Here is a 24107-nt window from a genome sequence, read left to right as displayed (position 1 = left end):
AGCACGGCGGCCGGGGGGCCGCTGAGCCCAAGCGCGGCGGCGGAGTCGGCGCGGACGGCGTCGAGGAGGGGCACGGCGGCCACCCCACGGACCACGACGGGCAGCCGTCAGGCCGCCAGCCGCTCCGCCAGGTACTCCTCCCAGGTCCGCCGCCCGTGGTCGGCGCCCGCCGGGGCCAGGTTCTCCCCCGCCCGGTACGCCCGCCCGACCTTGCCCGGCACCCGGAGCGGCAGCCGCCGGCGGCTGCGGCCGCGCGCCGCGAGGTAGCCGCGGGTCAGCTCCTCCATCGCGTACACCGTCGGACCGGCCAGGTCGGGCACCGCCCCGGCCGGCTCGCCCAGCGCCAACTCCACCAGCCGGGCGGCGACTTCCCGTACGTCCACGGGCTGCCAGCGGACCCCGCCGGGGGCCGGGACGAGCGGCAGCCGGGCCGTCTTCTCCGCCACCGTGAACGCCAGGTCGTGGAACTGCGCGGCCCGCAGGACCGTGTACGGCAGGCCCGAGTCGGCCACCGCCCGCTCGGCGGCGTGCTTGGCCCGGAAGTAGCCGAGCGGCAGCCGGTCCGCGCCGATCACCGAGATGTACACCAGGTGCCGCACCCCGGCCCGCCGGGCGGCGGCGACCAGCAGCCGGGTGGCGACGTCGTCGCCCTTGGGGCCGCCCGCCAGGTGCAGCACGGTGTCCACGCCCGCCAGCGCCCCGTCCAGCCGGGCGGCCGCCGTCGCCGGGTCGCCGAGCAGGTCGCCGCGCACGTACGCGACGCCGTCGGCGTCCGGGCGCTCCCGCCGGCTGAGCACCCGCACCGGCAGCCCGGCCGCGCGCAGCAGCGGGACCACCTGCCGGCCCAGGGTCCCGGTACCTCCGGTGACCAGCACCGTGTTCTTCGTCATGACCGTCTCCGATTCGTCCCGGGAGGGGAGTTGATCTCCGCGCCGCGGCCGTTGTTGGGTGACTCCTGCTGCCCTGACCCCCGGCGACGAAGGAATGTGACACGTGGACGAGAAGGTGGACGGGGAATCCGCCCGGACCGCGCTCTTCGAGGAGCACCGCCCGCACCTGCGCGCGGTCGCGTACCGGATGCTCGGCTCGATCAGCGAGGCCGAGGACGCCCTCCAGGAGGCCTGGCTCCGCTACGACCGCACCGACACCGCCGGGGTGGACAACCTCGGCGGCTGGCTGACCACGGTGGTCTCCCGGGTCTGCCTGAACCTGCTGCGCACCCGCGCCCAGCGCCGCGAGGAGCCGCTGGAGCCCGCCGGGCCGGGCGGCGAGCCGGGCCCGCCGCGCATCCCGGACCCGCTGCTGCGGCGCGAGGACGTGGTGGACCCGGAGCAGGAGGTGATGCTCGCGGACTCGGTCGGGCTGGCGCTGATGGTGGTGATGGAGTCGCTCTCACCGGCCGAGCGGGTCGCCTTCGTGCTGCACGACCTGTTCGCGGTGCCGTTCGAGGAGATCGCCCCGCTGATCGAGAAGACCGCCGCCGCCACCCGCCAGCTGGCCAGCCGGGCCCGCCGCAAGGTGCAGGGGCAGGCGCCCGCGCCCGACCCGGACCTCGGCCGGCAGCGGGCGGCCGTGGACGCGTTCTTCGCCGCCGCCCGCAACGGCGACCTGGACGCGCTGCTCGCCGTGCTCGACCCGGACGTGGTGCTGCGCTCGGACGGCGGCGCGCTGCTGGCCCGGCACACCGTGGTGCTCTCGGGCGCCGGCACGGTGGCCGGCCAGGCCGTCCTGTGGGGCACGCTGTCGCCGTTCGCCCGCCCGGCGCTGGTCAACGGCACCGCGGGCGCGGTGGTCATCGGCGACAACGGCCGGGCGCTCTCGGTCATGGCGTTCACCGTGGTGGACGGCGCGATCGTCGCGATCGACGTGCTCACCGACCCGGATCGGCTGGCGGGCCTGGACCTCACCGACTTCCGGAACGGCTGACCCGGGAGGCGGGGCGGGGAGGGCGGCCGCGCCCTCCCCGGTCAAGCCCGGTCGGCCCTGCGTTCCCCCCGGTCACCGCGCCACCCTGACCAGCCCCTGAGACGACGTCACCAGCCCTGCGCGACCACCCAGTCGGCCAGCTTCCGGGCGCAGTCGTCCACCGCCTCCTTCCAGCTGTGCTCCGCACCGTCCCCGGCCTGGTCGCTGACGTGCTTGACCAGCCGCACCGGCAGCCCGGCGCGGTGGGCGACGGTGGCGACGGCGTAGCCCTCCATGTCCACCAGGTCGGCGTGCTCGGCGAGCCGGTCGCGGGCGTCCGTGTCGGAGACGAAGAGGTCGCCGGTGGCCAGCACCGGGCCGTCGCCCTTGCCGATCACCAGCGGGGCCCCGTACTCACGCCCGGTGAGCGCGTGCAGGGCGGCGGTGTCGAGGTCGTGCTGGATCACCTGGACCACGTGGTGGGTGCCCTCCCAGCCGGGGCGCAGCGCGCCGGCCGTACCGAGGTTGATCACCTCGGACGGCTTCTCGCCCTGCGCGAGGACGGTGGCCAGCGCGACGGCGGCGTTGACCTTCCCTATCCCGGTGAGCAGCACGGGCAGGCGGTCGTCCAGGTGGGCGGCCTCCTCCCGCACGGCGACGACGAGCAGCGGACGGTCGGGCGAGATCGTTCCAAGCAGGCGCATACCTCCATCGTACGGAGCGAGGGGTCGCCGCACCCGGGAAAGCCCGCCCGCAACCGGACCCCCGCGCTCCGCCCGGCCGGGGGAACCGCGTAGGGTGCGGCCCGCGTCGGACGGTTCGCCACCTCTCGGGACGACCGGCAGGAGACGACCGACGGGAGCGGCACGAACCGTACGGGCCGTACGGAGCGTACGGGCCGCACCAACGGCACCGGCCGCGACGGTGCTGCGGGCCGTCCGGGGGACGTGCACGACATGCTCAAGATCGGCGCAAGTCAGGTGTGGTCGGGGGGAGTCACGGCCATACTGCTGCCATCGGTCGGGCCCCGGGGACGGGCCCGGCCCCAGGGGAGGATGAGGCGGGTGGCAACACCAGTAGGCAACGGCGCGTCCGGCGCCGCGTTCCCGGCACGGCCGAACCAGCTGCCGGGGGCGCCGGGCGCCGCGGTGGCGACGGCCGTGCCGGTGGCGGCGGCCGCACCGGGGGCACCGGCCGTCCCCGGATCGGCCCCGCTCGCGAAGTCCGGCGGGGCGCCCCCGGCGGCCAGACCCGGTGGGGCGCCCGAGAAGCGCCCTCCGGCGGCCGTCGCCACCGGCGTGCGCGCCCGGCTCGCACAGGCCACCCGCACACCCCCAGGGCGGCTGCGACTGGCCGGCGTGGTGCTCGCGGTGCTCACCGTCGCCTTCGGCGGGCTCACCGCCTGGCAGCTGGAGACCAGGGCGCAGGCCGCCGACCGGGTGGTCTCGTACAGCCAGCCGCTCAGCCGGGACGCCGCCGAGATCCACCGCAGCCTGGCCGACGCCGCCACCACCGCGGCGAGCGGCTTCCTGCTGGCCGGCGCCGAGCCCGACGCGGTCCGCACCCGCTACGAGCAGGACATCGCCACCGCCGCCAAGCTGATCGCCCAGGCCGCCGCCCGGACCACCGCGACCTCGCCCGCCCAGGGCTCGCTCTCCCGGCTGAACCAGCAACTCCCCGCCTACGCCGGCCTGGTGGAGACCGCGCGGGCCGACAACCGGCAGGGCATCCCGCTCGGCGGCGCCTACCTGCGGTACGCCTCCGAGCAGATGCAGACCGTGCTGCTGCCGGCCGCCGCCGAACTGGCCGCGGCCGAGAACCAGGAGCTGGCCGACGACTACGCCGAGGCCAAGGCGGTGCCGTGGGGGGCGTACGGCCTGGCGCTGGTCACCCTGGCCGCGCTGGCCTGGGTGCAGCTCACGCTGTTCCGCCGCACCAACCGGGTGTTCAACATCGGGCTGCTGGGCGCCACCGCCGCCGTCCTGGCCGGCGGGCTGTGGCTGGCCGTCACCGGTCTGACCACCAGCGCGGCGCTCAAGCGGAGCGTCCACGAGGGCGCGGCCCCGCTGAAGGCGCTCAACACCGCCCGGGCGGACGTGCTGACCGCCCGGCTGGCGGAGAACCTCCACTTCGTCGCCCGCGGCTCGACCACCAAGTACGCCGACCAGTGGACGAAGGCCGTCGGAGACCTCGCCGGAACCACCGACGTCCCGGCGGACCGGTCCGCCGGCTCGCTGCCGGAGGCCCTCCGCCTGGCCCCCTCGGCCGCCCAGCCGAGCGTCCGGGAGGCCGCCAAGCAGTTCGACGAGTGGCGCAAACGGCACGACGAGGCCCGGAAGCGGGAGGTGTTCGAGGCCGACTACCAGGGCGCACTGGAGGCCACCGTGACGGCCAAGGGCGACGCGGCCACAGCCGACGCCTCCTTCAACGCCACCGACAAGGCGCTCGCCCAGGCCGCCGACATCGAGCAGGACCGCTTCAAGCAGGCCGCCGAGGGCACCGGCGGGGACCTGCGCACCGCCGCCGTCGCCGCCGCGCTGCTCGGCCTGGTGGCCGCGGCCGCCGCGCTGCGCGGCCTGGGCCGGCGACTGGCCGAGTACCGGTAACGGGCAAGGGGGAGAGCGACCGATGCGCACCAGGGGTTTCAGGAGCTTCAGAGGTTCCGGCGGTTCCGGGAGGAGGACCAGGCCCGCCGTCGCGGTGGCCCTGCTGGCGGCCGGCGCGGCCGTGCTCGCCGGGGGCGGCCCGGTCGGCGCCGCGCCGGCGGCCGTGCACCGGACGAAGCAGGACCAGCAGGAGCAGGCCGACGGCTGCGACGTCACGAAGAGCGTGCCGCCGAGCACCGACGACGGCCCGGCCGTGAAGGCCATCAAGGCCAGGCGCAGCCTGGTGATCGGCGTGGACCAGAACAGCTACCGCTGGGGCGCCCGCAACCCGAACACCGGCCAGATCGAGGGCTTCGACATCGACCTCGCCCGGGCGATCGGCGCGGCCGTCATGGGCGACCCGGAGAAGGTGGTGCTCAAGCCGGTGGCCACGGCCGACCGGATCGACGCCATCAAGAAGGGCCGGGTCGACCTGATCGTCCGCACCATGACGATCAACTGCAAGCGGATGGAGGACGTCGCCTTCTCCAAGCCGTACTTCAACATCACCCAGCGCGTCCTGGTGCCGACGGCCTCGCCGGCGAAGAACATCGACGACGCCGTCAAGGACCAGCGGGTCTGCGCCGCCGCCGGCTCCACCGCGCTGACCGTGGTCACGGAGAAGAAGACCGCCCGGCAGGTCGTCACGGTGGAGAACCAGCTGGACTGCCTGGTCCTGATGCAGCTCGGCAAGGTCGACGCGACCATGACCGACAACGGCCTGGCGGCCGGTCAGGCCGCGCAGGACCAGACCGTGCGGATCGTGGACGGCGAGGCCCAGCCGGAGGTGGTCGGCGTCGCCATGCTGAAGGACAGCACCGACCTGACCGCCCGCGTCAACCAGGTCCTGGCCGACTACTACGCGCGCGGCGACTGGGCCCGTTCGTACGAGCACTGGCTCAAGCCGTACATGCTCAACGAGGCCGACCGCTACTGGCCGGGCACCCGCTGAGCCGGCGTCGGGGCCGCCCCGGGGTCCGCACCGGGGTCCGCCCCGGGCCGGTCCGGGGGCGACGCGGGGGACGGCGCGGAGGAGGTAGCGCGCGGGCCGTCAGCGGGGCGTTGACGGTGCCTTGACGCCCCGCGCCCGCTCCGCCCGAACGGCCACCGGCTAGGGTTCGGGACGATCACCACGGGGAGACCGGTGGTGGACACGGGGGTTGTCGTGGGACCGCACGTCCGGTACGTCCAGCACGTCAGGTACGTCAGGAACGTCAGGCACGTCGGGATCGCACGCGAGGAAGGAAGGACACCGCGGTGGCGGCATCGGCTGGCCCGGTACTGAACCGGGAGGAGGTCGACCGCGCGCTCGCCCGCCTCGGCGCGGAGCGGGACGCGGTCGAGTCGGCGCTGCTCGCCCTCCAGGACCACTCGGGCCTGCGGCTGCTGGACGGCGCCGAGCTGTCCGGACGCACCCTGGAGCGCTGGTCCGTCGCCGGCAAGGGCCTGCCCCTGCTCTGGGCGCTGTTCGACCGCTACTCCGAGGCGCTGGCCTCGGCGCGCGCCGTCCGGGCCCGCAAGGCCAAGCCCGGCGCGCCCGAACTGGCCGAGCTGAGCGAACTGCTGACCGGCGACGCGGTGACCGTCCCCGGCGGGGTGGTGCCGGACGGCCCGCAGGTGCTCGGCGCGCCGGCCAGGCTGGTCGAGCGGATCAGCCTGGACGCGCTGATGGTGCGGATGAACTCCTGGTACGCCACCGTGCTGGAGGTGGTCAGCGCCGCCGACGCGGTCTGGTCGGCGCTGCCCGCCCGGATCGACCTGCTGCTGGCCGAGCTCCAGCGGGTGCGCACCCTCGCCGCCTCGCTCGGCGTGCGCACCGGGAGCCACCCGCTGGGCGACGACCTGGCCGGGATCGAGCAGGACCTCACCGGGCTGCGCGCCGAGGTCCACGGGGACCCGCTGGCGCTGTGGCGCCCGGCCCGGGTGCCCGCCCAGCGCGGCACCGTCCCGGAGGGCTCGGCCTTCGCCGGCCCCGCCGGGGTGGTCGACACCGAGCGGTTCGACCGGGCCGGGCGGGCGCTGGACGGCGTCCGGCTGGAGCTGGAGGACCTGCTGCGGCTGCGCGACGAGGCCGAGGAGCGCCTCCAGGGCGTCGGCGACCTCCTCCAACGGGCCGACGCCACCCTGGCCGAGGCCCGCCGGGCGCGCGGCGAGGTGCTGGCGAAGATAGCGTCCAGCGACGTCCCGGCGGTGCCCGGACCGGCCTCGGCGCTGCGCGAACGGATCGTCGCGGCCCTGGACCTGCGCCAGGCCGGGCAGTGGGGCCGGCTGGCGCCGCTGCTGGACACGCTGGAGGACGCCGCCGCCAAGGAGCTGGGCCGGGCCCGGCAGTCGCTCACCGAGGTGACCCAGCCGCTGGCCGTCCGGGCCGAGCTGCGCGGCCGGCTGGACGCCTACAAGGCGATGGCGGCCCGGCTGCGGGTCTCCGAGGACCCGGAAGTGATCGAACGGTACGAGAAGGCGCGCTGGCTGCTGTGGAGCGCGCCCTGCGACCTGCGGGCGGCGGCCGCCGCGGTGGCCCGGTTCCAGCAGTCGCTGCGCCCGGCCCAGACCGAGGCCGGGCAGGCACAGGAGGCGGCCGGCCAGGAGCCGGCCGACGGACAGGTCCAGGGGGGCTGAGGGTGATGGGCGGGACGTGCGAACGGCCGGAGTGCTCCGGCAGCGGCAGGATCGACGCCGACGGCTACTGCGACGAGTGCGGGCTCGCCCCGGCGGGCGGGACCACCGCGACGACCGGAGCGGCGGGGGCACCGGGCGCGGGGGCGACGGGGGCCACGGGGACACCGGCCGCCGGCCCCGGCGCGCCCTGCCCGCGCGACTGCTCCGGCACCATCGACCCGGACGGCTACTGCGACGAGTGCGGCCTGACCCCGCCCGGCGGCGACACCGGCGTCACCCAGCCCCACGTCCCCTCCGCCCGGGTCTCCCCCGGCCCCGGCCGGAACGGCTCCGGCCACGACGGCTCCGCCCGCTCGCTGTCGGTCCGCACCGGCTCGGCCCGCTCGATGTCCGGCCGCTCCCGCTCGCACCGCTCGACCCGCACCGGCAGCAGCCGCTCCCTCTCGGTCCGCTCCACCCGGGGCGGCTCCACCGCCGGCACCCGCAACCGGCTGGGCGCCGGCCTGGTCACCGTGCCGACCGTCGAGGCGGCCGACCCGTCCCAGGCGGTGCTGGCCGACCCCGAGGTGCCCGAGCGCAAGCGGTTCTGCTCCAAGTGCGAGACCCCGGTGGGCCGGGAGAAGAACGGCCGCCCCGGCCGCCCGGACGGCTTCTGCACCAAGTGCGGCACGCCGTACTCGTTCACGCCCAAGCTGCGCCGCGGCGACCTGGTCGGCGGGCAGTACGAGGTGGTGGGCTGCCTGGCGCACGGCGGGCTCGGCTGGATCTACCTGGCGGTGGACCGGCGGGTCCACGACAAGTGGGTGGTGCTCAAGGGCCTGCTGGACACCGGGGACGAGGACGCGCTCGCGGCGGCCGTCGCCGAGCGGCGCTTCCTGGCCGAGGTGGACCACCCGAACATCGTCCGGATCATCAACTTCGCCGAGCACCCGGACCTGCGCACCGGCTCCACCGACGGCTACATCGTGATGGAGTACGTCGGCGGGAAGTCGCTCAAGGACATCGCCAACGAGCGCCGCACCGCGGACGGCCGGCGCGAACCGCTGCCGGTCGAGCAGGGGATCGCGTACGCGCTGGAGGCGCTGCCGGCCCTGGGCTACCTGCACGGCCGGGGCCTGGTGTACTGCGACTTCAAGATCGACAACGTGATCCAGAGCGGCGACACGCTCAAGGTCATAGACATGGGCGCGGTCCGCCGCTTCGACGACGACGGCCCGATCTACGGCACCATCGGCTACCAGGCCCCGGAGATCGCCACCGACGGCCCCTCCGTCGCCTCCGACCTGTACACCGTGGCCCGCACCCTCGCGGTGCTCACCTTCGACTTCCAGGGCTACAGCGGCACCTACCGCGACTCGCTGCCCGGCCCGGAACAGGTCGAGGTCTTCGCCAGGTACGAGTCGTACTACCGCTTCCTGGTCCGCGCCACCGACCCGGACCCGGCCCGCCGCTTCGCCTCCGCCGAGGAGATGGCCGACCAGCTCACCGGCGTGCTGCGGGAGGTCCTGGCCCTCCAGGACGACCGGCCCCGGCCCGCGCCCTCCACCCTGTTCGGCCCCGAACTGCGCGTCGTGGACACCGAGTTGGTCCTGCCCACCGAACAGGCCGGGCAGCTCCGGGTGGCCCCCCTGGACCCGGCCGCCGCCGCCCTCGCACTGCCCGTCCCCCGGGTCGACCCCGGCGACCCGAACGCGGGCTTCCTCGCCGTCCTGGTCACCCCCGACCCCGAGGAGACGCTCGCCGCACTGGCCGCCGCGCCCGCCGTCTCGGTCGAGAGCCGGCTGCGCGAACTGCGCGCCCTGCTCGAACTCGGCCGCCACGACGACGCGGTGAACCGCCTCACCGAGCTGGAGCGGGACCAGCCGGACGACTGGCGGGTGGTCTGGTACCGCGGGCTGACCGCCCTCGTCGACGGCTCCTCCACCGCCCTGCGGGCTGCTGCGGAGGCCTTCGACGCCGTCTACGACGCCTTCCCCGGCGAGGCCGCCCCCAAGCTGGCCCTCGCCATCTGCGCCGAGCTGCTCGGCGACGGCGGCGACGCGGCCGAGTTCTACCGGCTGGTGTGGGCCACCGACCACGCCTACCTGAGCGCCGCCTTCGGGCTGGCCCGGGTCCGGCTGGCCGAGGAGGACCGGACCGCCGCGGTCCGCGTCCTGGAGACCGTCCCGGCCACCTCCAGCCACTACACCGCCGCCCGGATCGCCGCCGTCCGGGCCCGGCTGCGCGAGCGCCGGACCACCGACGACCTGGCCGCCGACCTCGGCGCGAGCTCCGCCCAGCTGACCGCGCTGCGGCTGGACGCCCGCCGCCGCGAGGAGCTCGCCGTCGAGGTGCTCGACACGGCCCTCGGCTGGGTCGGCGCCGAGGAGGCGGCCGGCCGGCGGACCACCGACCTGGTGGTACTGGGACGTCCCGCACAGGAGCGGGAACTGCGCTTCGCCCTGGAACAGTCCTACCGGGTACTCGCCCGGTTGGCCGACCGGGCGGAGACCAGGATCGAGATGGTGGAACGGGCCAACCGTGCCCGTCCCAGGACGTGGGTGTAGCAGATGCCGCAGCAGACCGAGTGCCCGAGCTGTTCGGAGCCGATGGACCAGGAGGACGCCTACTGCGGCTCCTGCGGGACCGGCCGGGACGGCCGGGCGGCCCCCGGCTCGATGCCCACGAGCTGGGCCGCCGCCCGCGGCGAGGCCGTACCGTCGCCGCGCGGGCAGGTCTGCGTGCACTGCGGGCAGCCGCAGGTCGCCCCGGACGGCTACTGCGAGGGCTGCGGCAGCGCCCAGCCGCGCCCGCGCGACCACATGGAGAAGGCGCTCGGGGGCGTCGCCGGGGTCAGCGACCGCGGCGTGCGCCACCACCGCAACGAGGACTCCTTCACCGTCGCCGCGACCTCGCTGCCCGGCGGCGAGCCGGTCGTGGTCGCCGTGGTGTGCGACGGCGTCTCCTCCTCCGACCGCCCGGACGAGGCCTCGGAGACCGCCGTGGACGCCGCCTCCGAGTCGCTGCTGACCGCCCTGGAGGCCGGCCGGGACCCGAACTCGGCGATGCGCCAGGCCGTCGCCGACGCCGCCGACGCGGTCGCCGGCCTCGCCACCGACGGCGCCGGCCCCACCCGGCCCGACCTCAACGCGCCCGCCTGCACCTTCGTCAGCGCGATAGCCGCGGGCGGCCGGGTCACCATCGGGTGGGTCGGCGACACCCGGGCGTACTGGATCCCGGACGACCGCGCCGCCGCCGAGCCGTTCCGGCTCACCCAGGACGACTCCTGGGCGGCCCGGATGGTCGAGGCCGGGCTGATGAGCGAGGCCGAGGCCTACGCCGACCCCCGCGCGCACGCGATCACCGGCTGGCTCGGCGCCGACGCCGAGGAGGTCGTGCCGCACACCCTCGACTTCACCCCGCACGTCCCCGGGGTGGTGCTGATCTGCACCGACGGGCTGTGGAACTACGCCGAGGCGGCCACCGACCTGGCGTACTACGTGCGCCCGGACGCCCGCACCGAACCGCTCGCCACGGCGCAGACCCTGGTGAAGTTCGCGGTCGCGGCCGGCGGCCACGACAACATCACCGTCGCCGTGCTGCCGATCGACCCGCCCGCCGCCGCCCTCGAGGCGGCCGAGGAGACCCCCACCGCGTTCGACCTGCCGGTGATCGCTCCGCGCACGGCCGTCCGGCCGGCCCCGGAGGAGGACGAGGACTACGAGCCGACCCTGCCGGACCTCCCGGTGATCGGCTCCGCCGCCGCCCCGCTGCCCCCGGCCCCGCCCGTACCCCCGGTCCCCCCGGCGCCGTCCGTCCCGCCGACCGCGCCCGCCGTTCCGCCCGTCCCGCCGCAGCCGCCGCACCCGCCGACGGCCTGACCCGACCACCCGCCGGACGCTCCGGCGGCACGGCCCGCCGGCCCCGCCCGGCGGGCCGCCCCACCGTCCTGAGCACGTCCACCCCTCACCCGACGGGAGCCGACCGCCCCATGGCAACACTGGCGAAGCCGAACCTGCCCAGGTTCAACGTGGAGATCTTCCAGAACGAGTACCTGGCCGACGGCGCCCGCGAGGTCAACGCCATCGTCACCGTCACGGCGACCGGCGGCGGCACCTCGGGCGGCCGGCCCCTCGGCTTCGCCGACGCCACCGCGGCGGGCGCCGGCACCGCGGCGGCCGTGGTCGTCCTGGTGGACTGCTCGGGCTCGATGGACTACCCCAAGACCAAGATCAACGGCGCCCGCGAGGCCACCGCCGCCGCCATCGACGCGCTGCGCGACGGCACCGCCTTCGCCGTCGTCGCCGGCACCCACGAGGCCCGCGACATCTACCCCGGCGACGGCACCCTCGCCACCGCCTCCGCCACCACCCGCGCGCAGGCCAAGGAGTCGCTGCGCCGGCTCACCGCGGCCGGCGGCACCGCGATGGGCACCTGGCTGGCCAAGGCCGACCAGCTCTTCCTCACCCGCCGCGACATCGCCATCCGGCACGCCGTCCTGCTCACCGACGGCAACAACGAGCACGAGTCGGCCGAGGACCTGGCCCGCACCGTCGAACGGGTGACCGGCCACTTCACCGCCGACTGCCGCGGCGTGGGCACCGACTGGCGGATCGACGAGCTGCGCCGCATCTCCTCGGCGCTGCTCGGCACCACCGACATCGTCGCCGAGCCCTCCGGCCTGGCCGAGGACTTCCGCTCGATGATGGCCGGCGCGATGGGCAAGCAGGTCGCCGACGTCGCGCTGCGGATCTGGACCCCGGCCAACGCCAGGGTCCGGTTCGTCAAGCAGGTCGCCCCCGCGGTCGAGGACCTGAGCTCCCGCCGCACCGAGGCCGGCCCCCGGGCCGGCGACTACCCCACCGGCTCCTGGGGCGACGAGAGCCGCGACTACCACGTCTGCGTCGAGGTGCCGGCCGCCTCGGTCGGCAACGAGATGCTGGCCGCCCGGATCAGCCTGGTGCTGCCCGAGCAGGTCGCCGGCGGCACCCCCGAGGTGCTCACCCAGGGCCTGGTCAAGGCGGTCTGGACCGACGACCTGGCCTCCTCCACCCGGATCAGCCCGCAGGTCGCCCACTACACCGGGCAGGCCGAGCTCGCCTCCTCCATCCAGGAGGGCCTGGAGGCCCACCGGGCCGGGGACGTCGACCGGGCGACCGCCAAGCTGGGCGCCGCCGTCCGGATCGCCCACGCGACCGGGAACGAGGGCACCTACAAGCTGCTCCAGAAGGTGGTGGACGTGGTGGACCCGAAGGAGGGTACGGTTCGGTTCCGTAAGAACGTGAGCGAGGCCGACTCGATGACCCTTGAGACCCGGTCGACCAAGACGGTACGTGTGAAGAAGTGACCGCTGAAGACGTGACCGGGCCGGCACCCCGGCGCGACGCCGCACGGAGCCGGCCCGAAACGAGGGGGACCTGATGCCGATCTGCCCGAGGGGCCACGAGTCGCAGGCCGAGGACTGGTGCGACTTCTGCGGCTTCCCGATGACTCCGCCGGCCCCTGCGCCGGGGGCGCACGGAGGCTACCCGGGGGCGCACGGGGGCGAGCCCGCGCCCGGTGCGCACTCCGGACACCCGGGGTACGGCGGCGCCTCCTTCGGCGCGCCGCCGCCTCCGCCGCCGATGCCGCCGGGGGCCGTCCCGCCGCCCGGGGCACCCCTGCCGCCGCCCGGCCTGGTGCCCCCGGGCCGGCACGGGGCCGTACCCCCGCACGGGGCCGTCCCGCCGCAGGCCGGACCGCAGGGCCTCACCGCGGGCCTGGCCGTCTGCCCGATCTGCCGCAGCCCGCAGACCGGACGGTTCTGCGAGGAGTGCGGCTACGACTACGAGCTCTCCACGCCCTCGCGCCGCCAGGTGCCCGGCGCGGCACAGCAACAGCAGCAACAGCCGCAGCAGCAGCCGCCGCTGAACATCCCGGCCTCCTACGGCGGCCCCCCGCCGCAGCAGGCCCAGCACGGCCACGCCCAGGCCGGTCAGCCGCCGCACGGCCACGCCCCGGCGGGACAACCCCCGCACGGCCAACCGCCGTTCGGCCAGCAGCCGCTCGGGCAGTCCCCGCTCGGCCAGCCACCGGCGGCCCAGCAGGCCGTCGCCCCGCCCGTCCCCCAGCAGCCCCAGGCCCCGGCGCACCAGCACACCTACGGCTACCCGCCGCCCGAGGGCGCGTTCCCCGACACCTCGGTGCGCGAGGACTCCGGCCCGGTGTACGCCCAGCCGACCGGCCCCGGCCCGAACAACCGCGGCGGCGACTTCGGCACCTCGTTCAACCTGGCCCCGCCCGTCCCCCAGCAGCCCCAGGAGACCGCCCCGGCCGAGCCGGTGCGGACCAACTGGATCGCCGTGGTCTCGGCCGACCGGGACTACTTCACCGACATGATGGCCCGCAGCGGCCCCGAGGCGGCCGGCCTGTTCTTCCCGCCGTACTGCCCCGAGCGCCGGATCCCGCTGACCGGCCGCGGCCAGCTGCGGATCGGGCGGCGCAGCCAGCACCGCGGCACGGTGCCGGAGATCGACCTGTCCGTCCCGCCGGAGGACCCGGGCGCCTCGCACCAGCACGCGCTGCTCGCCGAACAGGCGGACGGCAGCTGGGTCCTGGTGGACCAGGACTCGACCAACGGCACCACCATGAACGGCGGCGCGGAGCCCGTCCCGCCGCACACCGCGGTACCGCTGAACGACGGCGACCGGATCCACATCGGCGCCTGGACCACCATCACCGTGCACCGCGGCTGACCGGCCGTCGGTCGGAGGGGATTCTCCGACTGAAAACCCGTCAAATCGTTACCTGACCACACGTCGGTGACAACTCCGGCCGGGCCGGGCGGAATTCGACATCCGCCCGGCCCGGATTTGTTTGGACCATCCTCAAAATATCCGCAAATTCGCCGCCGCGGGCGTGCGCCGGAGCCTTCCCTGCCCCTAGGCTCAGGCCACATGACTGCTGCTATATCCGCTGACGGCATCCGCCAGCGGTACGGGGATGTGCAGGCCGTCGACGGGGTGTCGTTCACCGTCGAGGCCGGCGAGTTCTACGGGATCCTGGGCCCGAACGGCGCCGGGAAGACCACCACGATGGAGATCCTGGAGGGCGTCCGGAAACCGGACGAGGGCCGGGTCGAGCTGCTGGGCATGGCGCCCTGGCCGCGAAATCCGAAACTGCTGCCGCGAATCGGCGTGCAGTTCCAGGCCTCCGCTTTCTTCCGGAAACTGACGGCCCGGGAGACCATCCGCACCTTCGCGTCGTTCTACGGGGTCGGCCCCAAGCGGGCCGACGCGATGCTGGAGCGGGTCGGCCTCTCGGACAAGGCCGAGACCCTGACCGACCAGATGTCCGGCGGCCAGGCCCAGCGCCTGTCGATCGCCTGCGCGCTGGCCCACGACCCGGAGCTCGTCTTCCTGGACGAGCCCACCACCGGGCTGGACCCGCAGGCCCGGCGCAACCTCTGGGACCTCCTGCGGGACATCAACGCCGAGGGCCGCACGGTCGTGCTGACCACGCACTACCTGGACGAGGCCGAGGTGCTCTGCGACCGGGTCTCGATCATGGACCACGGCAAGATCCTGCACACCGGCGCCCCGGCGGCGCTGATCCGCGAGATCGACGACACCGTCCGGATCAGCGTGGCCTCCGGCCAGCTCCCGCTCGAGCGCGCCCGGGAGCTGCTGACCGCGGCCGGCGCGGAGATCGCCACCCTGGAGGACGACAGCGTCTCGCTCTCCGTCTCCACCCGCCTCCCGGCTCCGGTGCTCAGCGTCCTCGCCGAGCAGAACGCGCTGCGCGGCCTGGAAGTGCGCGGCGCCACCCTGGAGGACGTCTTCCTCCAGCTGACCGGACGGGAGTTCCGCGCATGACCGCCACCACCCCCACCGAGCCGCAGGCCCCCGCCCGGCGCGGCGGCCCGGCCGCCGGCGAGCGGGAGCGGGTCAGCGCGTTCTGGAGCCTGTCCCGCGCCATGCTGCTCGGGATGAAGCGCGACCGCACCGCGGCCTTCTTCATCCTGCTGTTCCCGCTGGTGTTCCTGGTCTTCTTCGGCTCCGTGACCAAGGGCTCCGGCAGCCCGCACGCCAAGGTGGCGCAGGTCGGCGCGGTGAAGCTGTTCGACTCGATCCAGGGCGAGGACCGGGCCGGGCTGGACAAGGTCCTCACCATCACGAAGACCGACGACGAGGCCGGCACGCTGGAGAAGGTCCGCAAGGGCGACTACGACGCGCTGATCAAGCAGGGCCCGAACGGCACGGTCGAGCTGCGCTACACCGCCGCCGACCAGGTCCGGGCCGGCGCGCTCCAGGGCATCCTCAACTCGGTGGTCCAGAGCGCCAACCAGGCCGCCACCGGGCAGAAGCCGGCCTTCGTGCTGGACTCCCAGCAGGTCGAGGACAAGTCGCTCAAGCCGATCCAGTTCCTCACCCCCGGCCTGCTCGGCTGGGCCGTCGCCACCGGCGCGGTGTTCGGTGCCGCGCTGACCCTGGTCAACTGGCGCAAGACCAAGGTGCTGCGCCGGCTGCGGCTGGCCCCGCTCAGCGCCGGAACCGTGATCAGCTCCCGGATCCTGGTCTCGCTGCTGACCGCGTTCCTGCAGACCGCCGTCTTCCTGGTGGTCGCGACCGGCTTCTTCGGGTTGAAACTCACCGGCAACTGGTGGCTGGTCATCCCGCTGGTGGCCTGCGCGACGCTCGCCTTCATGTCGATCGGCCTGCTGGCCGGCTCGGTCGCCAAGACCGAGGAGGCGGCCAACGGCATCTCGCAGATCATCGTGCTGCCGATGTCCTTCCTGTCCGGCTCGTTCTTCCCGCTGGACGGCGCCCCGGAGTGGCTGAAGGCCGTCTCCAAGGTTATGCCGCTGCACTACCTGGTCGAATCCGCCCAGTCGGTGCTCACCCGCGGCGGCGGCGTCATGGACGCCGTGCCGACCATGGGCGGCCTGCTGCTCTTCGCGGCCGTGCTGACCGGCATCTCCTGGAAGCTGTTCCGCTGGGAGGACTGACCGTCCGGCGCTGGTCTCCTACGCCGACGTCCGTGCCGACGTCCGCCGGTCCCCTCCCGACGGGGTCGTACGCCTTTGGTCCCGGTGTACGACCCCGTCGGCGTCTGCGACCATGGTCGGGTGAGAGAGATCCGGCGAGGCACGTTGAGCGAGGAGACCTTCTACGACCAGGTCGGCGGTGAGCCGACCTTCCGGCGGCTGGCCCACCGGTTCTACGAAGGCATCGCCGAGGACGAGTTGCTGCGGCCGATGTACCCCGAGGAGGACCTCGGGCCCGCCGAGGAGCGGATGGCCCTCTTCCTGATGCAGTACTGGGGCGGCCCGCGCACCTACAGCGAGCGGCGCGGCCACCCGCGGCTGCGGATGCGGCACGCGCCGTTCAAGGTCGACAAGGCCGCGCACGACGCCTGGCTCACCCACATGCGGGCGGCCGTCGCGGACCTGGAGCTGCCGGCCGAGCACGAGCAGCAGCTGCTCGAGTACCTGGTCTACGCCGCCGCCTCGATGATCAACACCCCGGGCTGAGCCCGGATCGCTCCTCGGCGGGGCGGGCCGGGCCCCGGACCGCCGTTACCGGAGCGGGCTGAGGCCCAGCCCCGCGCCCGGCGCGGCCGCGGTCCGCACCACCACCGAGCCCACCGGGGAACTCAACCGCAGCCAGCCGCCCGCCCGGTGCACCGAGAGCGGCGCCTCGGGGCTCAGGAAGCCGATCCGGTACGAGGCGTGCACGGCGCGCAGCGGCAGCTCCGGCAGCACCGAGACCGGGCGGGACCACACCTCGTCCGCCAGCCGGTCCAGCACCGCGCGGGTGCGGTGGTGCTCCGGGACGGCCTCGCTGCGCTCGCGGAACTCCCCGACCGCCGCCATCAGTTCGCGGCACACCTCGGCCGCCGGCGGGGTGCCGACCGGGCGCCAGCCGGTGCGCGGCGGCAGCAGCCCGGCCCAGGCCGGACCGGTCACCGGCGCGGGCAGCGCGACGGCGCCCGACCCGGCGTCCACGCCGTCCAGCAGCTGGCCCGCGGAGACGGTCAGGTCCACCGGCTCGTCCAGACCGTCCAGCCGGGCCGTGCGGATCGCCAGCACGCCCGAGTCGCCCAGCGGCAGCCGTCCGAAGACCGCCAGCACGCCGTCTCCCTCGCCCGGGCCCACCGCCTGGATCCGGACGGCCGCCGCCCGGTCGAAGCGCAGCAGGCGCAGCAGGAAGGCGGAGAGGTCGGCGGCCTCCCCGGTGTCGGTCAGGGCGAGACGGGCGGTGATGGTCACAGTGGTTCAGCTCGAATCGTCGGGTGCGGTCAGACGGCGGCGACTACCGGCTCTTCGTCCATGAAGCGGCCGAGGAACTCCCGCTCCACCGGCGAGATCCGGCGCGGCCGGCCCTCGGCCAGGTCGTAGGGGACGACCACGGTGGACGCCCGGACGTACACGATGTCGCCGCCGTCCTCGGCGACGTCCTTGATCTCGTACGAGACGGTCAGCGAGGCGCCGCCGATCTTCGTCACCCAGGTCTCGATGGTGACCGGCTCGGGCCGGTGCACCAGCGGACGCTTGTAGTCGATCTCGTGGCGGGCCACCACCGAGCCGCCCGCGAACTCCCCGGCACCGGCCGCGGCGGCCTGGGTGAACATGAAGTCGATCCGGGCCTCCTCCAGGTAGCGCAGGAAGACCACGTTGTTGACGTGCCCGAAGGCGTCCATGTCGGACCAGCGCAGCGGGCAGGCGTAGATGTGGCGAGCCACGGGAGTTCTCCTCGGTGTCCGGTCGCCCGCCGCCGTCCACCGCCGGGGCGGCGGGCGGTCGGCGACGGGCCGCGGCCCGGCAGGCCGCCCCGGAGGGCAGTCTGCCGGGCCGTTGTGACGGCTGGGTGTCAGCCTCGGGTCAGCTTCTTGTACGTGGCCCGGTGCGGACGGGCGGCGTCGGCGCCGAGCCGCTCGATCTTGTTCTTCTCGTACGACTCGAAGTTGCCCTCGAACCAGAACCACTTGCTCTCGCCCTCGTAGGCGAGGATGTGGGTGGCCACCCGGTCCAGGAACCAGCGGTCGTGGGAGATGACCACGGCGCAGCCGGGGAACTCCAGCAGGGCGTTCTCCAGCGAGGAGAGCGTCTCGACGTCGAGGTCGTTGGTGGGCTCGTCGAGGAGCAGCAGGTTGCCGCCCTGCTTGAGGGTCAGCGCCAGGTTCAGGCGGTTGCGCTCACCACCGGAGAGCACGCCGGCCGGCTTCTGCTGGTCCGGGCCCTTGAAGCCGAAGGCCGACACGTAGGCGCGGGACGGCATCTCGACCTGGCCGACGTTGATCCAGTCCAGACCGTCGGAGACGACCTCCCAGAGGGTCTTCTTCGGGTCGATGTTGGCGCGGGTCTGGTCGACGTAGCTGATCTTGACCGTCTCGCCGACCTTGACCGTGCCGCTGTCCGGGGTCTCCAGGTCCTGGAGCATCTTGAACAGGGTGGTCTTGCCGGCGCCGTTCGGGCCGATGATGCCGACGATGCCGTTGCGCGGCAGGGTGAAGCTCAGGTCGTCGATCAGGACCTTCTCACCGAAGGCCTTGTTGAGGTTCTCGACCTCGATGACGATGCTGCCCAGGCGCGGGCCCGGCGGGATCTGGATCTCCTCGAAGTCCAGCTTCCGCATCTTGTCCGCCTCGGCCGCCATCTCCTCGTAGCGGGCCAGACGGGCCTTGGACTTCGCCTGGCGGCCCTTGGCGTTGGAGCGGACCCACTCCAGCTCCTCCTTGAGGCGCTTGGCGCGCTTGGCGTCCTTCTGCCCCTCGACCTTCAGGCGGGACTGCTTGGACTCCAGGTAGGTGGAGTAGTTGCCCTCGTAGCCGATCGCGCGGCCGCGGTCGAGCTCCAGGATCCAGCCGGCCACGTTGTCCAGGAAGTACCGGTCGTGGGTGACGGCGACGACGGTGCCGGGGTACTTGGCCAGGTGCTGCTCCAGCCAGTTCACCGACTCGGCGTCCAGGTGGTTGGTGGGCTCGTCGAGCAGCAGCAGGTCGGGGGACTCCAGCAGCAGCTTGCAGAGCGCCACGCGGCGCTTCTCGCCACCGGAGAGCTTGGTGACCGGCCAGTCGCCGGGCGGGCAGCCCAGGGCGTCCATGGCCTGCTCCAGCTGGGCCTCCAGGTCCCACGCGTTGGCGTGGTCCAGCTCCTCCTGGAGCTTGCCCATCTCGTCCAGCAGGGCGTCCGAGTAGTCGGTCGCCATCAGCTCGGCGATCTCGTTGAAGCGGTCGAGCTTCCCCTTGATCTCCTTGACGCCGTCCTCGACGTTCTCCAGGACGGTCTTGGTCTCGTCCAGCGGCGGCTCCTGGAGCAGCATGCCGACGGTGAAACCGGGCGAGAGGAAGGCGTCGCCGTTGGAGGGGTGCTCCAGGCCGGCCATCATCTTCAGCACGGTGGACTTACCGGCGCCGTTGGGGCCCACGACGCCGATCTTCGCTCCGGGGAGGAAGCTGAGCGTCACGTCGTCAAGGATGACCTTGTCTCCGTGAGCCTTGCGCACCTTGCGCATCGTGTAGATGTATTCCGCCACGTGAGATCGCTCCGGCGTCGTCGGGAGTATTCGGCTTGCAGCCTTCCATTGTGCCGCACCCGGCCCTGAGGCCCGAATCGCCTGGATGACCCCACCGGGGTATCCGGAAGCGCTCCCGCCCGCCCCGGCCCCGCCGCCCGGACCGCGGCCGCCCGGCGCCCCCGCTCCCGCCCTCCCGGCCGCCTCTGCCCGGCCGGCACCCCGCCCACCCCGGGCCCCGCCGCCCCGTAGCCGACGCCCCCGGGGCCCCGTCCGGGAAACGCGACGGCCCGGCTCCCCGCAGCGGGTGCGGGGAGCCGGGCCGGTTGCCGCTCTCAGGGCCTCGGGAGGTCGGTGACCCCCGGCCCGCTCGGGCGGTTCCGTCGCTTCGGGCGCTTCGGGCGCCTCAGGCGGTTCGGACGGTTCAGGCGGTGGTGCGACCGTGGCGGCCGCGGCGGCGCAGGACGAAGACGGCGGCGCCACCGGCCACGACCAGGCCACCGGCGACGGCGGCGAGGATCGGGGTGGAGTCATTGGCACCGGTCTGGGCCAGGCCACCGGTGCCCGGGGCGGCGCTGGTGGTCGCCGGGGTCGGCTGGCCGGCGCCGGTGCTGGGGGTGCCCGACGGGGCCGCGCTCGGGGTGCCGGACGGCGTGCCGGTCGCGGCGGGGGTGGTCGGGGCCGGGGTCGGCGTCACGCCGACCTTGCAGTCCAGGACGCCGGTGAACTGCTTGGTGTAGCCGTTCGGGCCGGTCACGGTGAAGTCGTAGTGCGCCTTCTCCTCGACCTTGACGAGCACGCTCTCGGTCTTGCCCGGCTGGACGGCGACCTGCTGCTTGCCGACCGTGACGGTGGCGGCCTCGTCACCGCTGTTGGTGACGGACACCCGCACGCCGCCGGTGGCGCACTCCTCCTTGGCGGTGCTGTCGACCAGCGCGCCCTTGCCCTGCTTCCAGGTGGCCTTGGCGCCGCCGGCGACGTTCACCTTGGTGGAGCCGGCCAGGATCATGGTCTGGCTGTGGCGGCCGCGGGAGTCCACGCCGCTCATGAAGACCCGGCCGCTGAGCACGGTGGCCTCGGCGGTGGCGTTGATGGCGGCCTTGCCGTCCGGGGTGCCGGCCGGCACGTCCAGGAACAGCGGGGTGTCCTTGCCGATCGGACCGGCCAGGCTGCCGTTGACCGGCTTGCTGTCCTTGTCCAGCAGCTTGATCTTGTCCGCGGCGTCGCCGGTGACGGTCAGCTTGACCTCGTTCGCGCTGGAGTTCAGCAGGAACGGGCCGAGCTTGCCGCCCGACTTCCCGGAGACCGAGTCCGGGGAGAGGGTCAGCGAGGGCTTCGGCTCGGCCGCGACGCCCTTGTTGGCGTCGCCGACGAGGTAGTCGCGCAGCTTCTTGGCCTTGTCGTTGCGCGGGACGGCGTTCTTGTTGTCCGAGAACTTCCAGATCGCGGCCTGGGTGCCGGCGGCGGCGTCCGCGTCGGTCAGGCTGTCGACGCCGGCGGCCGTCGCGAGGGACGTCAGGCTGGCCTGCGGGTACGAGTTGTCCAGGATCCAGCGGATCTTGGGGGCGTTCGCGTTGCTGTTGAGCGAGCTCGACGCCCAGTCCGCCTCGTGGTACTTGGCGCCGCTGTCCAGGTAGACCGGGTTGTCGAAGTCGATGCAGTACGTCCGGAGCTTCTCCCCGGCAGCCGTCTTGAGGGTGAACAGGCCGCCGTCGACGGTGCCCTTGCCCTCGACGTCGATCTTCTCGCCGAGCATCTCGTTCTGGACTTCCGCCGTCACGCCCGAGGTCGGGGCGCCGGCCGCGACCGCCGCACCGGCCGCGAACAGGCCTCCGCCAAGCGCCAAGCTGGTCGTGAGCATGACAGTGGTTATCCGGGACAGACTCCGCCCCTGCCTCTGGAACATCTGGGATCCCTCCGGGCCGGGCCGCACCGAGTGGGCGGCCCGCCGACTTGCCGTTCCGCGCGTGCCCCCTGTGGCACTGCTACGGGTATGAACCAGACGAATCCTATTGAGCCCCAGAGGCCCGGAAACCCCCATGCGAAATCAGGACGATTCCGTATCTGGATCGTTATCAATCCCCTCAAGTCCCACACAAGCTGACGGTCGACCAGAAAGTCCCGGGCCGCTTTCTGTTATCCGGTCGGATTGCGCGTGCGGGCACAACGACGTTCTCGATCAACATATTTGTCGACAGGGAAGGTCACCGACCGATCAGGTCAGGGCATCCTCGGCGCCACCTCCCCGCTCCGCCCCGGACACCTCGCCCGACTCCCCCGCGGCCGGCCAGCCGCCCGGCGGCAGCGCCCGGACGACGGGCGCCGCGACCGCCGCCGGGGCCGGCGCCGGGGGCGCCCCGGAGCCCCTGCGCGCCTCCACCGCGCTGACGATCCACCCCGGCACGGCCTCGCCCCCGCCCTCCGCCCCGGCCGGACCGGCGCCGCCCGGCGGCTGCCCGCGCACCCCCGCCGCCCACCGGAACGCCGTGGTACCACGGGTGAGGTCGTGTCCGACCGATCGGGCGTCGATCTCGGCCCGGCTCCGCTTCACCTCCCCCTCCGTCCACTCGCGCACCCGCAGCCGGCCGCTCACCAGCACCGGATCGCCCTTGGACAGCGAGCCGATCAGATTGACCGCCAGCGCCCGCCAGGCCGTCACCGCCACCCACTGCGTCTCGCCGTCCACCCAGCACTCGCGCTGCCGGTCGTACCGCCGCTCGGTGCAGCCGAGCCGGAAGTTCGCCATCGGCACCCCGCCGCTGGTTTCGCCGTAGCTCACCTCCGTCGCCACATTGCCGATCACCGTCACATGCGTCTCGCTCACGGCACACCCTCCGTTCTCGCCGATGCACCGTACGGAATCGACCGGTGCGCCTTGAGCGTGCACTTCAGGGGAAATCCGGGCCACCGACTTCCGAAATCCTGTGGATAACTCGGGCCTGTGGAACTGTTGTCACCCGCAGGGGTGAATTTCAGCCTTCCGCCGCCGCTTCGACCCCGCTTCTTCGCGGCCATGACAACAAACTCGCTGCTCGCCGCCCGGCCGGCGCACCCCGGAACCCGCCCGGGAACGCGCTCCGGAAGGCGCCCCGACGGCCGTCCGCGCACGTCATACGACCGGCGCAACCGCGATTAAGGCCCCCACCCGCACCGTCGGCGCCGCATTCTCCGTGCCGAATCCATAACGGGTGAGGAGGCAGCCCCGTAACGACTGCACAACGTCCGGCGCGGAACACTCCCAGACCGCTGCACTCACGGCCTTCACCTGCGATTATCGGACCGCTCCACCGAACCGACACACCAACGGCGGTGTCGTCACACCCGGCCTGGGAACCGGTCACCCTTATCCTGTCCCCGACAGGGCGAGGGCCCACCACCCCCACCCCCACCCTCAGGTACGGGGCCGGACAGCGCGCGCCCCGGCGCTCGCCAGCCCGATCCCGGCCACGGTCGCGCCCGCCAGGGCACCGCCCGTCCCGCCCCCATAGCTCAGCGGATAGAGCACCCGCCTTCTAAGCGGTAGGTCGCAGGTTCGAATCCTGCTGGGGGCACCACCCCGCAATTCCGCAGGCCACCACTCCGGCGGACACTTTCCGTGTCCGCTCCGGACCAGTCGGTAATCCCGTACACCAACCGTTCCGCGCACTCATCGCACAGAACTCGTGACCATGCGTGTCGGGGCCGCCGCGAAAACGGGGCGAAAAACGGGTCCAACCGGAACAACCGGAATTCCCGGTGAATCCCCCACCCCGAACACGCCGGAGCCCGCCCCGGGCCGGGCCGGCGCGCCCGGAAGCACCCCGGCCTACCCCGCCAGCCCCGCCAGGTAGGCGTCCAGCAGCTCCGTCTGCCGCTCCGCCGGGAACTCCTCCGGGGCGAAAAGCGCCTGGACCACCAGGCCCAGCACGAAGGCCTGCGCCCCCGCCGCGAGCGCGGCCGGGTCGGCCCGCGCCGGGAGCTCCCCCAGCCGCTGGGCGTCCGCGACGTGCGCCGTGAGCGCGGTGCGCGAGCGCGCGTAGCGGCCCGCGTGGGCGGCCGCCAGCTCCGGGTCGGCCAGGGCGTGGTCCCAGGAGCCGACCCAGATCCGGTTGTCGGCGGCGGCCTCGCCGTCCAGCGGCAGCACGTCCAGCAGCGACGCCCGCACCCGGGCCAGGCCGGCCGGCGGCGCGCTGCCGTCGGCGGGGGCGGTGCGCCGGGGCCGGGCCAGCGAGCGCCGGTCCAGCTCCTCCAGGGCGTGGCTCAGCAGCGCCCGCTTGTTCGGGAAGTAGTGCGTCAACAGCCCGGTGGAGGCACCCAGTTCGGCGGCCACCGCGCGCAGGGTCAGCCCCTCGAAACCCCGGGTGGAGAGCACCCGCCACACCCCCTCGGAGACTTCCGAGCGTCGGGCGTCATGGTCTCCACGGGCCGGTGTCATGGGGGCTATCTTACGTACCAAACGTTTGTTATGAATAGTCCAGCCAACCTC

At 74.0% G+C, this 24107-nt stretch carries 19 protein-coding genes and 1 tRNA gene; 12 read left to right on the top strand and 8 right to left on the bottom strand.

The annotated features are described in order from the left end of the window. Positions 1–107 precede the first annotated feature (107 nt). Complete coding sequence (locus AMK13_RS34555; protein WP_074005562.1) at positions 108–890, bottom strand: SDR family oxidoreductase; 783 nt, start codon at positions 888–890, stop codon at positions 108–110. Between the two features lie 103 nt (positions 891–993). Between AMK13_RS34555 and AMK13_RS34550 the strand changes: the two genes are divergently transcribed. Then, positions 994–1926 (top strand): sigma-70 family RNA polymerase sigma factor, encoded by a 933-nt coding sequence (locus tag AMK13_RS34550; protein WP_241853155.1) that lies wholly within the window; start codon positions 994–996, stop codon positions 1924–1926. A gap of 107 nt (positions 1927–2033) precedes the next feature. Here AMK13_RS34550 and AMK13_RS34545 read toward each other — a convergent pair whose 3' ends face one another. Beyond that, a complete protein-coding gene (locus tag AMK13_RS34545; protein ID WP_049649370.1) occupies positions 2034–2609 on the bottom strand; it encodes a nucleosidase in 576 nt (191 codons plus the stop codon). A 360-nt stretch (positions 2610–2969) separates the two neighbouring features. Between AMK13_RS34545 and AMK13_RS34540 the strand changes: the two genes are divergently transcribed. The 10 genes from AMK13_RS34540 (at position 2970) to AMK13_RS34495 (ending at position 16659) form a co-directional block, all read left to right on the top strand. Continuing rightward, the gene (locus AMK13_RS34540) at positions 2970–4511 is read left to right on the top strand and encodes a hypothetical protein (protein ID WP_241853154.1); all 1542 of its coding nucleotides are present in this window, start codon (positions 2970–2972) and stop codon (positions 4509–4511) included. A 22-nt stretch (positions 4512–4533) separates the two neighbouring features. Continuing rightward, positions 4534–5502: a glutamate ABC transporter substrate-binding protein gene (locus AMK13_RS34535; RefSeq protein ID WP_079272766.1), complete on the top strand. Its 969-nt coding sequence runs from the start codon at positions 4534–4536 to the stop codon at positions 5500–5502. A gap of 305 nt (positions 5503–5807) precedes the next feature. Next, on the top strand, positions 5808–7169 hold the full coding sequence (locus tag AMK13_RS34530) for a hypothetical protein (RefSeq protein ID WP_234348701.1): 1362 nt from the start codon (positions 5808–5810) through the stop codon (positions 7167–7169). Between the two features lie 5 nt (positions 7170–7174). Further along, positions 7175–9715, top strand: a complete 2541-nt coding sequence (locus AMK13_RS34525; protein ID WP_074005627.1) for a serine/threonine-protein kinase — start codon at positions 7175–7177, stop codon at positions 9713–9715. Between the two features lie 3 nt (positions 9716–9718). Continuing rightward, the gene (locus AMK13_RS42525; RefSeq protein ID WP_074005560.1) at positions 9719–11029 is read left to right on the top strand and encodes a PP2C family serine/threonine-protein phosphatase; all 1311 of its coding nucleotides are present in this window, start codon (positions 9719–9721) and stop codon (positions 11027–11029) included. Between the two features lie 110 nt (positions 11030–11139). Further along, positions 11140–12495: a vWA domain-containing protein gene (locus tag AMK13_RS34515; protein ID WP_049660919.1), complete on the top strand. Its 1356-nt coding sequence runs from the start codon at positions 11140–11142 to the stop codon at positions 12493–12495. A gap of 73 nt (positions 12496–12568) precedes the next feature. Then, positions 12569–13882, top strand: coding sequence for an FHA domain-containing protein (locus tag AMK13_RS34510; RefSeq protein ID WP_074005559.1), 1314 nt, complete (start codon positions 12569–12571; stop codon positions 13880–13882). 201 nt (positions 13883–14083) lie between these two features. Next, complete coding sequence (locus tag AMK13_RS34505; protein ID WP_049657872.1) at positions 14084–15001, top strand: ABC transporter ATP-binding protein; 918 nt, start codon at positions 14084–14086, stop codon at positions 14999–15001. Continuing rightward, positions 14998–16134, top strand: a complete 1137-nt coding sequence (locus AMK13_RS34500; protein ID WP_079272765.1) for an ABC transporter permease — start codon at positions 14998–15000, stop codon at positions 16132–16134. Before AMK13_RS34505 ends, AMK13_RS34500 begins: the two co-directional genes overlap by 4 nt. Positions 16135–16254: 120 nt before the next feature. Further along, entirely contained in the window at positions 16255–16659 is a 405-nt protein-coding gene (locus tag AMK13_RS34495) for a globin (RefSeq protein ID WP_049657871.1), read from the top strand. 45 nt (positions 16660–16704) lie between these two features. On the opposite strand, the gene AMK13_RS34490 is transcribed toward AMK13_RS34495, so the two are convergent. From AMK13_RS34490 to AMK13_RS42515, 5 genes are all read right to left on the bottom strand, one after another. Then, the gene (locus tag AMK13_RS34490) at positions 16705–17391 is read right to left on the bottom strand and encodes a hypothetical protein (RefSeq protein ID WP_074005626.1); all 687 of its coding nucleotides are present in this window, start codon (positions 17389–17391) and stop codon (positions 16705–16707) included. A gap of 35 nt (positions 17392–17426) precedes the next feature. Further along, positions 17427–17870, bottom strand: a complete 444-nt coding sequence (locus AMK13_RS34485) for an acyl-CoA thioesterase (protein WP_049657866.1) — start codon at positions 17868–17870, stop codon at positions 17427–17429. Positions 17871–17998: 128 nt separating this feature from the next. Then, positions 17999–19663: an energy-dependent translational throttle protein EttA gene (gene ettA / locus AMK13_RS34480; protein ID WP_049657863.1), complete on the bottom strand. Its 1665-nt coding sequence runs from the start codon at positions 19661–19663 to the stop codon at positions 17999–18001. A gap of 403 nt (positions 19664–20066) precedes the next feature. Next, positions 20067–21503 carry a Cys-Gln thioester bond-forming surface protein gene (locus AMK13_RS34475; protein WP_158077784.1) on the bottom strand — a complete coding sequence of 479 codons (1437 nt, stop codon included), beginning with the start codon at positions 21501–21503 and terminating at the stop codon, positions 20067–20069. A gap of 354 nt (positions 21504–21857) precedes the next feature. After that, the gene (locus AMK13_RS42515; RefSeq protein ID WP_158077783.1) at positions 21858–22466 is read right to left on the bottom strand and encodes a single-stranded DNA-binding protein; all 609 of its coding nucleotides are present in this window, start codon (positions 22464–22466) and stop codon (positions 21858–21860) included. A 654-nt stretch (positions 22467–23120) separates the two neighbouring features. Between AMK13_RS42515 and AMK13_RS34465 the strand changes: the two genes are divergently transcribed. Further along, positions 23121–23196: transfer RNA gene (locus AMK13_RS34465), tRNA-Arg, on the top strand. Positions 23197–23447: 251 nt separating this feature from the next. On the opposite strand, the gene AMK13_RS34460 is transcribed toward AMK13_RS34465, so the two are convergent. Beyond that, complete coding sequence (locus AMK13_RS34460) at positions 23448–24056, bottom strand: TetR/AcrR family transcriptional regulator (protein WP_198959493.1); 609 nt, start codon at positions 24054–24056, stop codon at positions 23448–23450. Between the last annotated feature and the right edge of the window lie 51 nt (positions 24057–24107).

This window comes from Streptomyces sp. CB02056 (genome assembly GCF_001905545.1).
GTDB lineage: Bacteria > Actinomycetota > Actinomycetes > Streptomycetales > Streptomycetaceae > Kitasatospora.
This window is presented reverse-complemented; position numbering and strand designations above follow the sequence as displayed.